The sequence below is a fragment of the Thauera sp. JM12B12 genome, assembly GCF_039614725.1.
In the GTDB taxonomy this organism is placed as follows: domain Bacteria; phylum Pseudomonadota; class Gammaproteobacteria; order Burkholderiales; family Rhodocyclaceae; genus Thauera.
The window spans coordinates 1,953,481-1,969,498 of the sequence record NZ_CP154859.1 but is presented as its reverse complement, the minus strand read 5'-3'; the positions used below and the strand labels follow the sequence as shown (position 1 = coordinate 1,969,498).

Annotated in this window: 12 protein-coding genes and 3 tRNA genes; 4 read left to right on the top strand and 11 right to left on the bottom strand. The window is 64.3% G+C overall.

Annotated features, from left to right (window positions below; genetic code table 11):
* Window positions 1-239: 239 nt before the first annotated feature.
* The 5 genes from AAG895_RS08810 to AAG895_RS08790 all read right to left on the bottom strand — a co-directional run bounded on the left by AAG895_RS08810 (window position 240) and on the right by AAG895_RS08790 (window position 3,550).
* On the bottom strand, window positions 240-1,874 hold the full coding sequence (locus tag AAG895_RS08810; protein WP_345795118.1) for a choice-of-anchor I family protein: 1,635 nt from the start codon (window positions 1,872-1,874) through the stop codon (window positions 240-242).
* Window positions 1,875-2,074: 200 nt separating this feature from the next.
* Window positions 2,075-2,149: transfer RNA gene (locus AAG895_RS08805), tRNA-Val, on the bottom strand.
* 61 nt (window positions 2,150-2,210) lie between these two features.
* Window positions 2,211-2,285: transfer RNA gene (locus tag AAG895_RS08800), tRNA-Val, on the bottom strand.
* Between the two features lie 206 nt (window positions 2,286-2,491).
* Window positions 2,492-3,052 (bottom strand): TIGR01841 family phasin, encoded by a 561-nt coding sequence (gene phaP / locus AAG895_RS08795; RefSeq protein WP_345795117.1) that lies wholly within the window; start codon window positions 3,050-3,052, stop codon window positions 2,492-2,494.
* A gap of 288 nt (window positions 3,053-3,340) precedes the next feature.
* Window positions 3,341-3,550, bottom strand: a complete 210-nt coding sequence (locus tag AAG895_RS08790) for a DUF3079 domain-containing protein (RefSeq protein WP_345795263.1) — start codon at window positions 3,548-3,550, stop codon at window positions 3,341-3,343.
* A gap of 200 nt (window positions 3,551-3,750) precedes the next feature.
* Here AAG895_RS08790 and AAG895_RS08785 point away from each other — a divergent pair, with 200 nt between their 5' ends.
* Entirely contained in the window at window positions 3,751-4,332 is a 582-nt protein-coding gene (locus AAG895_RS08785) for a lipocalin family protein (RefSeq protein WP_345795116.1), read from the top strand.
* 95 nt (window positions 4,333-4,427) lie between these two features.
* Here AAG895_RS08785 and AAG895_RS08780 read toward each other — a convergent pair.
* The 6 genes from AAG895_RS08780 to tig all read right to left on the bottom strand — a co-directional run bounded on the left by AAG895_RS08780 (window position 4,428) and on the right by tig (window position 10,842).
* A tRNA-Val gene (locus AAG895_RS08780) sits at window positions 4,428-4,503 on the bottom strand.
* A 38-nt stretch (window positions 4,504-4,541) separates the two neighbouring features.
* Window positions 4,542-4,814 carry an HU family DNA-binding protein gene (locus AAG895_RS08775; RefSeq protein WP_345795115.1) on the bottom strand — a complete coding sequence of 91 codons (273 nt, stop codon included), beginning with the start codon at window positions 4,812-4,814 and terminating at the stop codon, window positions 4,542-4,544.
* 241 nt (window positions 4,815-5,055) lie between these two features.
* Window positions 5,056-7,479 carry an endopeptidase La gene (lon, locus tag AAG895_RS08770; RefSeq protein WP_345795114.1) on the bottom strand — a complete coding sequence of 808 codons (2,424 nt, stop codon included), beginning with the start codon at window positions 7,477-7,479 and terminating at the stop codon, window positions 5,056-5,058.
* Window positions 7,480-7,589: 110 nt separating this feature from the next.
* Complete coding sequence (clpX, locus tag AAG895_RS08765; RefSeq protein ID WP_345795113.1) at window positions 7,590-8,858, bottom strand: ATP-dependent Clp protease ATP-binding subunit ClpX; 1,269 nt, start codon at window positions 8,856-8,858, stop codon at window positions 7,590-7,592.
* A gap of 17 nt (window positions 8,859-8,875) precedes the next feature.
* Window positions 8,876-9,514, bottom strand: a complete 639-nt coding sequence (gene clpP, locus AAG895_RS08760) for an ATP-dependent Clp endopeptidase proteolytic subunit ClpP (protein WP_345795112.1) — start codon at window positions 9,512-9,514, stop codon at window positions 8,876-8,878.
* Window positions 9,515-9,534: 20 nt separating this feature from the next.
* Window positions 9,535-10,842, bottom strand: a complete 1,308-nt coding sequence (gene tig / locus AAG895_RS08755) for a trigger factor (RefSeq protein WP_345795111.1) — start codon at window positions 10,840-10,842, stop codon at window positions 9,535-9,537.
* 365 nt (window positions 10,843-11,207) lie between these two features.
* Here tig and AAG895_RS08750 point away from each other — a divergent pair, with 365 nt between their 5' ends.
* Genes AAG895_RS08750 through AAG895_RS08740 form a run of 3 tightly spaced genes read left to right on the top strand, consistent with a single transcriptional unit; the run spans window position 11,208 to window position 16,018 of the window.
* Window positions 11,208-13,130, top strand: a complete 1,923-nt coding sequence (locus AAG895_RS08750) for a PrkA family serine protein kinase (protein ID WP_345795110.1) — start codon at window positions 11,208-11,210, stop codon at window positions 13,128-13,130.
* Window positions 13,131-13,190: 60 nt separating this feature from the next.
* Window positions 13,191-14,459 (top strand): YeaH/YhbH family protein, encoded by a 1,269-nt coding sequence (locus tag AAG895_RS08745; protein WP_345795109.1) that lies wholly within the window; start codon window positions 13,191-13,193, stop codon window positions 14,457-14,459.
* Window positions 14,456-16,018: a SpoVR family protein gene (locus tag AAG895_RS08740; RefSeq protein ID WP_345795108.1), complete on the top strand. Its 1,563-nt coding sequence runs from the start codon at window positions 14,456-14,458 to the stop codon at window positions 16,016-16,018. Before AAG895_RS08745 ends, AAG895_RS08740 begins: the two co-directional genes overlap by 4 nt.

Sequence of the window (16,018 nt, the reverse complement as noted above, 5' to 3'; positions counted from 1 at the left end):
TGGAATGCGAACGCCTCGAGGCGCAGGCAGCCCTCCACCCACGTGCAGCATGAATCCTCGCAGACAGGCGCACGGACACGAGGGCCTGCTCGACGGCACGCGGCGATACCGAGAGGCCGCGAGGCTCAAGGATGGCCCCGCGGCCCGCGCCGGCCAACGCAGCGCTCACCAACCCGAGAGCGCTGCGCAAGTTCCTCGTCAGCCGCGACAAGCGCCCTCGCGTAACAGGCTCGCGCACCTCAGGGCGCGCCGGCGCCGACCAGACGCTCACGCTCGATGCGGAACAGGGTCGTCGTCCCGCTGACCTCGTTCGCGACGACCAGCAGCGGCACGCCGGGCAGCGGACTCATCTCGGGCGCGATGACGTGGATGCCCTCGGGCCCGAGGTCGAGCGCCTCGGCCGTTCCCGCGATAGCGCCAAAATCGCGATAGTTCAGGTACTGCACGAAGCTGGGAGCGTTCGGGCGGGTGACGTCATACACCATGATGCCGCCGACGCGTTCGAGCCCGATGAACGCATAGATACGACCGAACAGCGGCGCGACCGCCAGCGCCTCGGGCTCGGGGCCCTTGTCGTCGCTACGTGCATCGAACTCGTTCGCGGTGTGATTGGCATTGAAGGTCGCCGGGGCGACGCTGGCGATGAGGCGCTCGAAGTCTGCGCCGCTGTCGAACACCTGTTCCATGTCGGCGTTCCAGATCGAGAACGAGCGCGCACCGAAGGCATGGATCTCCTCGAAGCAGCTGCCGTCCGCCCGCAAGCCATTCGCCGTCGTGACGTTGAGGCGGCCGAGATTGGCGTTGTCGCGCAGCTCGGCGATGCTGCGGATACCGTATGGGTTGTCGGCAAGGAAGGCCTGGATCTGCGGGCCATCCTCGCACAAGGGCTTGGGCAGGCTGCGCAGGCGCGAGACCTCGCTGTAGCCCGACCAGTCGCGGGAGTCGCCCTCGTTGGCGGTGACGATGAAGGTCTGGCCGCCAAGCTCGTAACTTGCGATCGCATCGGGCTGGTACATGCCCTTCACCGGCCAGTTGCCGATGCGGATGGCGCCGTCGCGATCACTCACGTCGAGTGCGTTGCCCTGCGCCATATGGTCCTTGAAGCCGAGCGGCTTGATCGCAGTGAATGTCGCCGCCTCGACGTCGAGGAGCGCGACTGCATTGGCCTCCTGCAGCGCCACCCAGGCGGTGCGGCCGTCGCGAGCCACCGTGATGTACTCGGGCTCCAGGTTCTGCGCGACGGTGCCGGCTGGTCCAAAGACGCGGACCTGGGGATCCAGCGTGCCCGGTGCGAATCCGTCGAAACGCGCGGTGCGCACGCTGCGGGGGCCGAGCAGCCTGGGATCGGCCGGAACCTCGATGATGCTGACCGAGCCTTCCGGGTCGCTCAGGTAATCGTCGCTCGGCTCGCCTTCGTTGGCCACCAGGACGCGCTTGCCATCGGGCGTGAACGTGAGCATGTCGGGCTGCGCGCCGACCTCGAGCTCGGCCAGGACCTGGCCATCGGCCGTGAAGAATGCGACACGGCCCGGCGCAATCCTGTCGTCGTTCTCCACCGCCGCCGCAATCAGCCCCTTGTGCGCGGCGACGCTGTTCACGGTTCCGCCAAGAGCGACGTTGAACATGAAGGTCGGCCGCGCGGGGTCGCGCACATCGAGGACGTCGATCAGGCCGCTCGCGGCATTGACGATGAAGAGGCGCTGGGTCTTCGCGTCATGGGCGACGATTTCGGCTGCGGCCTGATCGAATCGCCCCGATGCGTAGGTCCCCAAGGGCGTCAGTTTCAGCTGAAACGGCGCCGCCGCCGACGCCGCGAACATGCTGCTTGTGAGCACCCCGGCGCAGACAGCCCGGGCAAGAGCGGAGATCTTCATGAGTTCCTCTTGGGATGGAGTGTCAAAGCCCCCGAGGATGCCGAATGAAGATGTCGGCCCGATGACCATCGACCCTGCACCACCGGCTGGTCAAGCGCCGGAATGGCGTGCACCGGTGCGTGCGTCAAGACGTTCTGACAGGCACAACGCTTACCTGAAAACGAGAATGCCGGCTTGCGGGCCGGCATTCTCGTCTGTTCTGGTGGGCGGTACTGGGATCGAACCAGTGACCCCTGCCGTGTGAAGGCAGTGCTCTACCGCTGAGCTAACCGCCCGATCGGTGCGCAACTGCGTCCTTTATCGGTTTTCCGGAGGATGAGCACGACGCGTTCGTCGTGGTGGGCGGTACTGGGATCGAACCAGTGACCCCTGCCGTGTGAAGGCAGTGCTCTACCGCTGAGCTAACCGCCCTGCCGGAAAAGAGGCCGCATTCTAGAAGGCGGGCGGGGTGGCGTCAAGCAGCCCGGGCCAACAGGATCACCCCCCAGGTGCTGAGCAACCTGAAAACAGCCCCGACCCGATGCTGCCCCCCCACCCGACCAAACAAAAGCGCGACCGATCGCACTGCAACCGGTCGCGCTTGCGGAAGCGGTCTCCTCGGAGAACCGCAGGCGGAATTACTTCTTGCCGCCGGCCTTCTGGGTCGAGGTGATGGCCTTCACCGTCGCCTCGGTGGCGGCGGCCATGTTGGCCTCGGCCACTTCAGCGGCCTGCTTGGCGGCCTTGCTGGCGTTGTCGTACAGGCTGTTGGCAGTCTCCATCGCCGACTTGACGGCAGCGAACACGCCTTCCGAGCCGGCCGGAGCCTGCTTGGCTGCCTGATCCAGCATGGTGGTGAAGTTCTTGTTCAGCTCGGCGATCTGCTTTTCGAACAGGCTCGACACCTCGTGCTGGCCCTCGGTGGCGATCTCCTGCACGCTGCGGGCGTAGGCGACGGCCTTGTCGATCATGGGCTTGGTCAGCTCAGCCTGAAGGCTGGCCAGTTCCTGCGGGCTCTTGGCCTCGGCGAGCTTCTTGGTCGTGGCGACGCTGTCCTCGAGCACCGAGCGAACGGTGTTGAGGTTCAGCTCGGCGAGGCGCTCGGCGCGGGCGATGGCGCTGCCGGCGAGCGACATGAGGGTCTCGAGGTTGGCCTGGCTGGCGGCGGCGAACTGCTCGGGGGTCTGGATCTTGGTCATGGCGAAATTTCCTTGGGTTTGGATACGAAGGGTGAGTCGTGGCAAAAACCTGCGCGGCCCGTTCGTGCGCATCGCATACCGAAGACCGCTCACAGCATTTTGCTGCAGTGCAGCATGAGTGCGATTATAGCCATCTCAAGCACCCTGTCAACGGATTTTTGTTGCACTGCACCATCTTTCGCCCACCCCATGCTTCGCGCCGCTACAGCGCCCGGCCGGATCACATGAGGGGCCACCCCGCGACCCCGATCACGGGAAAGCAGTCGACAGCCCCGGCAACGCGGCTGTTCAAGCGGGCTTCTTGCCTGGCGTAGCGGGATCGTCGGGATCGATTCCCCAATCGCCATACATGTACCAGTCGTCCCCAAGGAGCTCCATCGGATGCTGCGTCCGCCCCGAGCCGTTCCCGCACCCAAGGGCATTCGCGGGGCAATACTTGTCGCAGCCCCAACAGATGCGCTCGGGATTCTTCGGCTGCAGCGGGAATTTCTTTGCCATGATCGAATCCGAGAAAAGGACCGTCATGATAGGCCGACTCCTGAGGAAGACCTTGACGCAGGATTATTTCAGCCAGACCGGGTAGAGCGAATCGAACGTGCTACGCCGCCCCCAATCCGCCCGCTTCAGGCGTGTGCAGTCCCTTTTGCCGTGCTGCGTCAATGTTGGCTACGTCGCCGGCCCCGTCGATAGGAGAATCCATGTCCCTTGCGCAACGCAGCACCTTCCTGTTGTGCCTGATCACGTTCCTGAGTGTGAGCGCCCATGCTACTGACAGCGCCACGACCACGCACGCTAACGCACCGCTTGCCACGATCCGAGCGCTCGATGTGCAGCGTTACATGGGTGTCTGGTACGAGATTGCCCGCTATCCGGCCTGGTTCCAGAGCAAGTGCGCGAGTCAAAGCCAGGCGGAATATGCCCTACAAGCCGATGGGCGCGTTCGCGTCATCAATCGGTGCCGGCTCGAAAACGGTGAGCCGAGTGAAGCGCAAGGCACGGCACGCCAGATCGGCGGACCTGGCTCCGCGAAGCTCGAGGTGCGCTTCGCGCCTGCCTGGCTCTCTTTCCTGCCCTTCGTGTGGGGCGACTATTGGGTGATCGATCTCGACCCGGAGTATGAGCTCGTCGCGGTCAGCGAACCTGCGCGCGAGTACCTGTGGATTCTGTCGCGCACACCGAGCGTCGACGAGGGCCGGCTGGAAGCGCTGCTGGGCCGTCTCGAGGCGATGGGATTCGATCGGGGGCGGCTTCTGTACACGCGGCACGATCGAGCCCCGTAGCCGTGGCGGCGCGCGCGCTCCCGGTGGCGCGGTAACGGGCTGGAGGGTTTGTTAACGACGAAGCCCGAGGCTTTGGCCTCGGGCTTCGGTGTCCCTGGTGGGTGCTGACGGGGTCGAACCGCCGACATTCGCCTTGTAAGGGCGACGCTCTACCAACTGAGCTAAGCACCCGCGCTGGAATCCGGGCTCAGCCGGGTCAGCAAAGTCGGCTAGTTTACTGAATCTTTCAGCCCTTTGCCAGCGCGGAATTTCGGCACCTTCGCCGCCTTGATCTTGATGTTCTTCCCCGTGCGCGGATTACGCCCCGTCCGCGCAGCACGCTCCCCGACATAGAACGACCCGAAACCCACCAGCGTCACCGACTCGTTGTTCTTCAATGCCTCCGTCACGGCGGCGACGGCCGCATCGAGTGCGCGCGCCGCGTCCGCCTTGGTCATGGATGCCTTCTCCGCGATGCTTGCAACCAGTTCCTGTTTGTTCACTTGAACCCTCCGGATATGAACTGCAATGGGAAGAACACCGCGACCACGGCCACAGGCTCGGGATTCGACGGCTCGCGACACGCTTTGCATACCTTCGTTTTTTATAGCGCGGCCAATTCCGCCCTGTCAACGCTGGCCTTTCCGGCAGGGCGGAGGCGCAAAAAAGAGCCGCAATGCACATACATGCATTGCGGCTTCCGTGCGGCCTCGATCACCTCGCAGTGGTGACCGGTGCAATCCGTCAGTGAGCGTGCCGGGTCGCCGGTGTGGCTTCGCCCTCCTCCACGCTCGGCGCCACCGCCGCAGTGCCGGCGGGCTCCTCGGGCAGCGGTTCGGGCTTGCGCTCGAGCGCGAGTTCGAGCACGCGGTCGATCCATTTCACCGGCACGATCTCGATCGCATTCTTGATGTTGTCCGGAATCTCGGCCAGATCTTTGACGTTCTCCTCGGGAATCAGCGCGGTGCGGATGCCGCCTCGCACCGCAGCGAGGAGCTTCTCCTTCAAACCACCAATTGCCAGCACCTCGCCCCGAAGGGTGATCTCTCCCGTCATCGCAACGTCGCAGCGCACCGGAATGCCCGTCAGCACCGATACGAGCGCGGTCGAGATCGCGATGCCCGCCGAAGGACCGTCCTTCGGGATCGCGCCCTCCGGCAGGTGGATGTGCACATCGCTCTTCTGGTAGAACTCGGGATCGATTCCGAGCGAGCGCGCCCGCCGGCGCACGACCGACAGCGCCGCCTGGATCGACTCCTGCATGACCTCGCCGAGCTTTCCGGTGGTGAGCACCTTGCCCTTGCCGGGCAACTGCACCGCCTCGACCGTGAGCAGCTCGCCGCCCACCTCGGTCCATGCGAGCCCCGTGACCTGTCCGACCTGGTTTTCCTTCTCGGCCATGCCGAAGCTGTATTTGCGCACGCCGAGGAACTTGTCCAGGTTCTTCGCGTTGACGACGATCTTGCTGCTACGGCTCTTGAGCACCAGCTGCTTGACCACCTTGCGGCAGACCTTCGAGATCTCGCGTTCCAGGCTCCGCACCCCCGCCTCGCGGGTGTAGTAGCGCACGATGTCGCGCAAGGCCTCTTCGGTGACCGAGAGTTCGTCGCGCTTGAGACCGTTGTTCTTCATCTGCTTGGGCAGCAGATAGCGCTGGGCGATGTTGACCTTCTCGTCCTCGGTGTAACCCGACAGGCGGATCACCTCCATGCGGTCGAGCAGCGCCGGCGGAATGTTCAGGGTGTTGGCCGTGGCCACGAACATCACGTCCGAGAGGTCGAAGTCCACCTCGACGTAGTGATCCTGGAAGGTGTGGTTCTGCTCCGGGTCGAGCACTTCGAGCAGGGCCGAGGACGGGTCGCCGCGGAAGTCCATGCCGAGCTTGTCGACCTCGTCGAGCAGGAACAGCGGGTTCTTGACCCCGACCTTGCTCATGTTCTGCAGGATCTTGCCCGGCATCGAGCCGATGTAGGTACGGCGGTGGCCGCGGATCTCGGCCTCGTCACGCACGCCGCCGAGCGCCATGCGGATGAACTTGCGGTTGGTCGCCTTGGCGATCGACTGCCCGAGCGAGGTCTTGCCCACACCCGGGGGACCGACGAGACACAGGATCGGCGCCTTGACCTTGTCGACGCGCTGCTGCACGGCGAGATATTCGAGGATGCGTTCCTTGACGCGCTCGAGCCCGTAGTGGTCCTTGTCGAGGATCTTCTCGGCTTCGGCCAGATCCTTGCTGACGCGCGACTTCTTCTTCCACGGCAGGCCGATCAGGGTGTCGATGTAGTTGCGCACCACGGTGGCTTCGGCCGACATGGGCGACATCAGGCGCAGCTTCTTGAACTCGGCCTCGGCCTTCGCCAGGGCTTCCTTCGGCATGCCGGCGGCCTTGATCTTCTTGTCCATCTCCTCGAGATCGGCGCCGTCCTCGCCTTCGCCGAGCTCCTTCTGGATGGCCTTGACCTGCTCGTTGAGGTAGTACTCGCGCTGGCTCTTTTCCATCTGGCGCTTGACGCGGCCGCGGATGCGCTTCTCGACCTGCAGGATGTCGAGCTCGCCCTCGAGCTGACTGAGCAGCCGCTCCAGGCGCTCGGCGGTGTCGAACATCTCGAGCACCTCCTGCTTCTGCTCGAGCTTGAGCGGCAGGTGGGCGGCGATGGTATCGGCCAGGCGGCCGGCTTCCTCGATTCCGGACAGCGAGCTGAGGATCTCCGGCGGGATCTTCTTGTTCAACTTAACGTACTGGTCGAATTGCGCGATGATCGCGCGCCGCATGGCCTCGAGCTCGTGCGATGCGGACTCGTTTACCGGCACCGGGCGAACGGTGGCGACAAACAGGCTGCGCAGGTCCTCCACGCGCTCGATATGGGCGCGCTGCACGCCTTCGACCAGCACCTTGATCGTGCCGTCGGGCAACTTGAGCATCTGCAGGATGTTGGCGACGCAGCCGATGGAATAGAGGTCTTCGACCGCGGGTTCGTCCTTGGCGGCGGACTTCTGCGCGACGAGCAGGATGCTCTTGCCCGCCTCCATGGCGTTCTCGAGCGCCTTGATGCTCTTCGGACGACCGACGAAGAGCGGGATGACCATGTGCGGGAACACCACCACGTCGCGCAAGGGCAACAGCGGCATTTCCATCGCTTCATTGGGGAGGTCAGCAGGACCCGACATTTTTTCTTTCCTTAAGCAAAAGGTCACACCCATGTATGGGCGTGACCTGGAAATTCAAGCGGCGGGCCGATGCGGGCCGCCGAGCGAGGGTTCGCCCGGCCGGCGCGCGCTCAGTTTGCGCCCGACACCTTCTGCTGCTCGGCGTAGATCAGCAGGGGCTTGCCGCCCTCTTCGATGGTCGCCTCGTCGACGACGACCTTCTCGACGTTCTCGAGCGTGGGCAGGTCGTACATGATGTCGAGCAGCGACGCCTCGAGGATGGAGCGCAGCCCGCGCGCGCCGGTCTTGCGCTTGATCGCCTTGCGCGCCACGGCATGCAGCGCGTTGGGACGGATCTCGAGTTCGACCCCTTCCATCGAGAACAGCTTCTGGTATTGCTTGACGAGCGCGTTCTTGGGCTCGACCAGGATCTGGATCAGCGCCTCCTCGTCGAGTTCCTGCAGGGTCGCGACCACGGGCAGGCGGCCGATCAGTTCGGGGATCAGGCCGAACTTGATGAGATCCTCGGGCTCGACCTGGCGGAAGGTGTCGGTGAGGTTCTTGCCGTCCTTGCTCTTGACCTCGGCGCCGAAGCCGATGCCGACCTTCTCGGTGCGGTTGCGGATCACCTTCTCGAGGCCATCGAAGGCACCACCGCAGATGAACAGCACGTTGGTGGTGTCGACCTGGATGAAGTCCTGGTTCGGATGCTTGCGCCCGCCCTGCGGCGGAATCGACGCCACCGTGCCCTCGACGAGCTTGAGCAGCGCCTGCTGCACACCCTCTCCCGACACGTCGCGGGTGATCGAGGGGTTGTCGGCCTTGCGCGAGATCTTGTCGATCTCGTCGATGTAGATGATGCCCTGCTGGGCCTTGTCCACATCGTAGTCGCACTTCTGCAGCAGCTTCTGGATGATGTTCTCGACGTCCTCGCCAACGTAGCCGGCTTCGGTGAGCGTGGTGGCATCGGCCATCACGAACGGCACGTTGAGCAGGCGCGCGAGCGTCTGCGCGAGCAGGGTCTTGCCCGAGCCGGTGGGGCCGATGAGCAGGATGTTGCTCTTGGCGAGCTCGACGTCGTCCTGCTTGGCCTCGATGTGGCGCAGACGCTTGTAATGGTTGTACACCGCCACCGCCAGATTGCGCTTGGCCTGCGACTGGCCGATCACGTACTGGTCGAGGATGTCGCAGATCTCGCGCGGGGTGGGCAGGTTGCCCTTGATGCTCTCCGGATCTGCGGCGCCGACGATCTCGTCACGGATGATGTCGTTGCACAGCTCGATGCATTCGTCGCAGATGAAGACCGAAGGGCCGGCGATCAGCTTGCGCACCTCATGCTGGCTCTTGCCGCAGAAGGAGCAGTAAAGCAGCTTGTCGCCGCCAGCCTTCTTGTCCGTCATGGGGGGATTCTCCTGAATCAGGTGTCGTCGCGGCTGGTGAGCACCTTGTCGACCAGGCCGTATTCAACGGCAGCGGTGGCCGACATGAAGTTGTCGCGATCGGTGTCCTTCTCGATGCGCTCGAGCGACTGGCCAGTGTGCTTGGCCAGCATGTCGTTGAGGCGGGAGCGCAGGTAAAGGATCTCGCGGGCGTGGATCTCGATGTCCGAGGCCTGGCCCTGGAAGCCGCCGAGCGGCTGATGGATCATGACGCGCGAGTTGGGCAGGATGAAGCGCTTGCCCTTCTCGCCCGCCGCCAGCAGGAAGGCGCCCATGCTCGCCGCCTGGCCGATGCACAGCGTGCTGACGTTCGGCTTGATGAACTGCATGGTGTCGTAGATCGCCATGCCGGCAGTGACCGAACCGCCGGGCGAGTTGATGTAGAAGTAGATGTCCTTGTCCGGGTTCTCGGACTCGAGGAACAGCAACTGGGCGACGATCAGGTTGGCGGTCACGTCATTGACGGGGCCGACGAGGAACACCACCCGCTCCTTCAGAAGGCGCGAATAGATGTCGTAGGCGCGTTCGCCGCGACCGCTCTGTTCGACCACCATCGGAACCAGGCCGAGACCGACCGGATTCCAGTCGCTGCTGTGCTGGGGTGTTCCTTGCATCATTCGTCAGACCCTTTGCGGACTCAGGCCGCGTTGTTGCCCATCAGTTCGTCGAAGCCCACCGGCTTGTCGGTGGTCTCTGCCTTGTCGCAGACCCAGGCGACGACGTTGTCTTCGATGACCACCGCCTCGGCCTGGGCCAGACGCTCGGGTTGAGCGTAATACCAGCGCACGAGTTCCGAAGGATCCTCGTAGCTTTGTGCCATTTCCTCGACCAGCGCGCGCACCTGCTCGGGCTTGGCGTGCAGTTCGTTGGCCTTGACCAGCTCGGCCATGATCAGGCCCAGCTTGACGCGGCGCTCGGCCTGCTCGGTGAACCACGACGGATCGACCGGGATGTCCTTGGTCTTGAGGCCGCGCATCTCGAGGTCGCGACGGGCATTGTCCGCCAGCTGCTGCGACTCGGCCTGCACCAGCGCCTTCGGCACTTCGATCGGAGTCGCGGCGATCAGCGCGTCCATGACCTGCTCCTTGATCTTGGCCTGGATGCGGCGCTTGACCTCGCGCTCGAGGTTGCCCTTGACCTCGCCGCGCAGCTTCGCGACGTCGCCGTCGGCCACGCCGAGCGACTTGGCGAAGTCGGCATCGACTTCGGGGAGCACGGCTTCCTCGACTGCCTTGACGGTGACCTCGAACTGCACGGCCTGCCCGGCCAGATGCTGGGCGTGGTAGTCGGCCGGGAAGCTCATGTCGAAGGTCTTGCTTTCACCGGCGCTGAGGCCGACGACCGCGTTCTCGAAGTCCTTCAGCATCGAACCGGCGCCGACCACGAAGGGGAAGTCCTGAGCCTGCCCCCCTTCGAATACCTCGCCGTCCTTGCGTCCGGTGAAGTCGATCTGCACGCGGTCGCCCTCGGCGGCCGCACGCTCGACCCTGTTGAAGGCGGTGCGCTGCTTGCGCAGGACCTCGATGGTCTTGTCGACCTCCGCGTCACCCACGTCCAGCGCCGGACGCTCGATCTTGTGACCGGCGAGGTCGCCCACGACCACCTCGGGATAGACCTCGAAGGTCGCGGTGAACTCGAGCGTACCCTCGCTGGCAGCCTCCTTGGGCTGGATCTGCGGGTAGCCGGCGACGCGCAGGTTGTCTGCGCGCACCTTCTCGCCGAATGCCTTCTCGACCGCAGCACCGACCGCCTCGCCACGCGCCTGGCCACCGTGCGTCTGGGCGACGATCTTCATCGGCACCTTGCCCGGGCGGAACCCAGGCATCTTCACCGTGCGCGCCATGCGCTTGAGGCGGGCATCCACCTCCTTCTCGATGTCCGCCAGCGAAACGGCGATGTCGATACGGCGCTCGAGCGCGCTCGGGGTTACCTGGTTCTGCTCCATTAAATCGATCCTGAGAAGTCTTGAAAAAACAGCTCCCACCCGCGGTTCAAGGCCCCTCGCCGAAGCGGGAGACGCATTTCGCCAGCGTGAGCGCGATGAACGAAGTCGAAGATTCTAGCACAGCACCTGCGGTCCGCCCGAAGCATGAAATCGGCCGTGATCAATCACACGCAAGGACATGTAAAACCGTGCGATACATGGAACTCACGCAGGGCCCGTGGTTCTCAGCATCAAGATTCGCAACGTCTCCAGGCCCCTGCCTGCGGGGCAAGCGGACGGCACCGCCACCATGACGAACGGCAGTGCACAGGAGTCTGGCGGGCGCGGTCCGGCGTCGCCACCTATCGCTCGACGAGGAGATCTCCATGTCCATCTTCAATGCCTATCAGGCGCGCTTCGAGGCAGCCCGCGAAGAGGAAATGTCGCTGCAGGACTACCTCGAACTGTGCCGCAGCGACCCAATGGCCTATGCCACGGCGGCCGAGCGCATGCTCAGTGCGATCGGCGAACCGGAACTGGTCGACACCCGGCTCGATCCGCGGCTGTCGCGAATCTTCTCGAACAAGATCATCAAGCTCTACCCGGCGTTCCGCGACTTCTACGGCATGGAAGAGGTCATCGAGCACATCGTGTCGTATTTCCGCCATGCCGCGCAGGGCCTGGAAGAGAAGAAGCAGATCCTCTACCTCCTCGGCCCGGTGGGCGGCGGCAAGTCCTCGCTTGCGGAGAAGCTCAAGAGCCTGATCGAGAAGGTGCCCTTCTATGCGATCAAGGGCTCGCCGGTGCACGAATCGCCTCTCGGCCTCTTCAACGCCGCCGAGGACGCCCACATCCTCGAGGGCGACTTCGGGATCCCGCGCCGCTACCTCAACACGATCATGAGCCCGTGGGCGGTCAAGCGTCTGCATGAATTCGGCGGCGACATCACGAAGTTCCGCGTGGTCAAGCTCAACCCCTCGGTGCTGCGCCAGGTCGCGGTGGCGAAGACCGAGCCGGGCGACGAGAACAACCAGGACATCTCGTCCCTGGTCGGCAAGATCGACATCCGCAAGCTCGAGCAGTATTCACAGGACGACCCCGACGCCTACAGCTACTCCGGCGGCCTGTGCCTCGCCAACCGCGGCCTGCTGGAGTTCGTCGAAATGTTCAAGGCACCGATCAAGGTGCTACACCCCTTGCTGACCGCCACCCAGGAGGGCAACTACAAGGGCACCGAGGGCTTCGGCGCGATTCCCTTCGACGGCATCGTGATGGCGCACTCGAACGAGTCCGAGTGGGTCGCCTTCAAGAACAACAAGAACAACGAGGCCTTCCTCGACCGCATCTACACGGTCAAGGTGCCTTACTGCCTGCGCGTGTCCGACGAGATCCGCATCTACGAGAAGCTGCTGGTGCACAGCTCGCTGTCGGAAGCCCCGTGCGCGCCCGACACGCTGAAGATGATGGCCCAGTTCGCCGTGCTGTCGCGCCTGAAGGAGCCCGAGAACTCGAGCATCTTCTCCAAGATGCGCGTCTATGACGGCGAGAACCTGAAGGACACCGACCCCAAGGCCAAGAGCTACCAGGAGTACCGCGACTATGCCGGCGTCGACGAAGGCATGACCGGGCTCTCCACCCGCTTCGCCTTCAAGGTGTTGTCGAAAGTCTTCAACTTCGACCACCGCGAGGTCGCGGCCAACCCGGTGCACCTGATGTACGTGCTCGAGCAGCAGATCGAGGCCGAACAGTACCCGGCCGAAACCGAAGCGCGCTACATGGGCTACATCAAGGAGTACCTCGCCCCGCGCTACGCCGAGTTCATCGGCAAGGAGATCCAGACCGCCTACCTCGAGAGCTACTCCGAATACGGGCAGAACATCTTCGACCGCTACGTCATCTACGCCGACTTCTGGATCCAGGACCAGGAATTCCGCGACCCCAACACCGGCGAGATCCTCGATCGTGCGGCGCTCAACGAGGAGTTGGAGAAGATCGAGAAGCCGGCCGGCATCAGCAACCCGAAGGATTTCCGCAACGAGGTGGTGAACTTCGTGTTGCGCGCACGCGCGAAGCACGACGGCCGCAACCCGAGCTGGACCTCCTACGAGAAGCTGCGCGCGGTGATCGAGAAGAAGATGTTCTCCAACACCGAGGACCTGCTGCCGGTCATCAGCTTCAACGCCAAGGCCAGCGCCGACGAGCAGAGGAAGCACCAGGACTTCGTCAACCGCATGATCGACAAGGGCTATACCGAGAAGCAGGTTCGCCTGCTGTGCGAGTGGTACCTGCGCGTGCGCAAGTCGTCCTGAGCCATCCGCAGCGACCGCGCTGCCGGGCGCAGCGCGGTCGCTCCGCCACAGGGAGCAGCCATGGTCCGCATCATCGATCGACGCTTCGACAGCAAGAACAAGAGCGCGGTCAACCGCCAGCGCTTCATGCGTCGCTTCAAGCAGCAGATCCGCAAGGCGGTATCGGAGGCCATCCATGGTCGCTCGATCCGCGATCTCGAGAACGGCGAGCAGATCTCGATTCCCGCCCGCGACCTGTCCGAACCGTCGCTGCATCATGGCAAGGGCGGCGTGTGGGAGCAGGTCTTCCCCGGCAACGACCAGTTCAGCGCCGGCGACCGCATCAAGCGTCCGCTCGGCGGCGGCGGTGACGGGAGCGGCAAGGGCAAGGCGAGCAACGAGGGCGAGCACGAGGACGATTTCGTGTTCCAGCTCTCGCGCGAGGAGTTTCTCGACCTCTTCTTCGAGGACCTCGAGCTCCCCCGCCTGATTCGCACCCAACTCGCCAAGGTCACCGACTACAAGACCCAGCGCGCCGGATTCAAGTCCGACGGCACGCCGGCCAACATCAACATCATCCGCTCGATGCGCGGCGCGCTCGGGCGCCGCCTCGCACTCGGCTCGCCTTACGCGGCACGCATCCGCGAGCTCCAGCAGGCGCTCGACGAGACGCTCGCCCGGCTCGGAGAGGACAGCGCGGAGGTACGGGCGCTGCGCGAGGAACTCGCCGTGCTGCGCGCGAAGGTCGAGCGCATCCCCTTCATCGACAGTTTCGACCTGCGCTACAACAACCGCATCAAGGTGCCGCGCCCGACCACCCAGGCGGTGATGTTCTGCGTCATGGACGTCTCCGGGTCCATGGACGAAGAGCGCAAGTCCATGGCCAAGCGCTTCTTCATGCTGCTCTACCTGTTCCTGACGCGCAGCTACGAGCACATCGAGGTGGTGTTCATCCGCCACCACACGGTGGCCAAGGAAGTGGACGAGGACGAGTTCTTCCACTCGCGCGAATCGGGCGGCACGGTGGTCTCGAGCGCGCTCGAACTCATGCGCGCCATCCTCCACGAACGCTATGCCGACGGACAGTGGAACATCTACGGTGCGCAGGCCTCCGACGGCGACAACTGGGACAACGACTCGCCGATCTGCGGCCGCCTGCTCGACACCGGGATCCTGCCGTTCTGCCAGTACTTCGCCTACGTCGAGATCACCGCGGGCGATCCGCAGAACCTGTGGCGCGAGTACGCCAAGCTCGAGGCCGCGCACGACAACTTCGCGATGCAGCGCATCGAGTCGCCGGCCGACATCTACCCGGTGTTCCGCGAACTGTTCAAGAAGACGATCGCATGAAGACCACCACTCCCCGCTCACGTTCCGGTAGCCGCCGCGCCGCCAAGGCACCGTTGCCCTCAGGGTCGGAATGGACCGTCGAGGCCATCGACCGCTACAACGAGGAACTCGCCCGCGTGGCCGCGCTGTACAGGCTCGACACCTATCCGGTGCAGGTCGAGATCATCACCGCCGAGCAGATGATGGACGCCTATGCCTCGGTGGGCATGCCGGTTAACTATCACCACTGGTCCTTCGGCAAGCACTTCCTGTCCACCGAAAAGGGCTACCGGCGCGGCCAGATGGGCCTGGCCTACGAGATCGTCATCAACTCCAACCCCTGCATCGCCTACCTGATGGAGGAGAACACCCTGACGATGCAGGGCCTGGTGATCGCTCACGCCGCCTACGGCCACAACAGCTTCTTCAAGGGCAACTACCTGTTCCGCACCTGGACCAACGCCGATGCCATCATCGACTACCTGGTGTTCGCGCGGAACTACATCACGCGCTGCGAGGAGCGACATGGCGAGGAAGCCGTGGAGTTGCTGCTCGACTCCTGCCATGCCCTGATGAACCTGGGCGTGGACCGCTACAAGCGCCCGCCCAAACTCTCGCTCGCCAAGGAAAAGCTGCGCCAGCAGGAGCGCGAAGAATACCTGCAGAGCCAGGTAAACGATCTGTGGCGCACCCTGCCCGCTGCCGACGTGCGCGACGACGACAAGGTGGAGCAGCGCTTCCCGGCCGAGCCCGAGGAGAACCTGCTTTACTTCATCGAGAAGAACGCCCCGCTGCTCGAGCCCTGGCAGCGCGAGGTGGTGCGAATCGTGCGCAAGATCGCACAGTACTTCTTTCCCCAGCGCCAGACTCAGGTCATGAACGAGGGCTGGGCCACCTTCTGGCACTACACCCTGCTCAACCATCTCTACGACGAGGGTCTGCTCGCCGACAGCTTCATGCTGGAATTCCTGCAGTCGCACACCAACGTCGTCGCCCAGCCACCCTACAACAGCCGCTGGTTCAGCGGCATCAACCCGTATGCGCTCGGCTTTGCGATGTGGCGCGACATCCGCCGCATCTGCGAGGCTCCGGACGATGAGGACCGCCGCTGGTTCCCCGAGATCGCCGGCAGCGACTGGCTGGAGACCTTCGACTTCGCGATGCGCAACTTCAAGGACGAGAGCTTCGTCGCTCAGTATCTTTCGCCCAAGGTGATGCGGGACTTCCGCCTGTTCGCGGTCGTCGACGACGACCATGAGGACAAGCTCGAGGTCTCGGCGATCCACGACGACGCGGGCTTTCGAAAGCTTCGCGAGATCCTCTCCGAGCAGTACAACCTCGGGGCCCGCGAGCCCAACGTGCAGGTATGGAACGTCGACCTGCGCGGCGACCGCTCGCTGACCCTGCGCCATACGCCCCACCGCCGCCGCCCGCTTGGCGACAGCGCGGACGAGGTGCTGCGCCACGTCGCCCGCCTGTGGGGCTTCACCGTCCGTCTCGAGACGATCGACGACGCCGGCAAGCCCGAGCTCAAGCACGAGATCCGCGGCGAACGCAGCCGCGCCGGCGCCCTGCCCTGA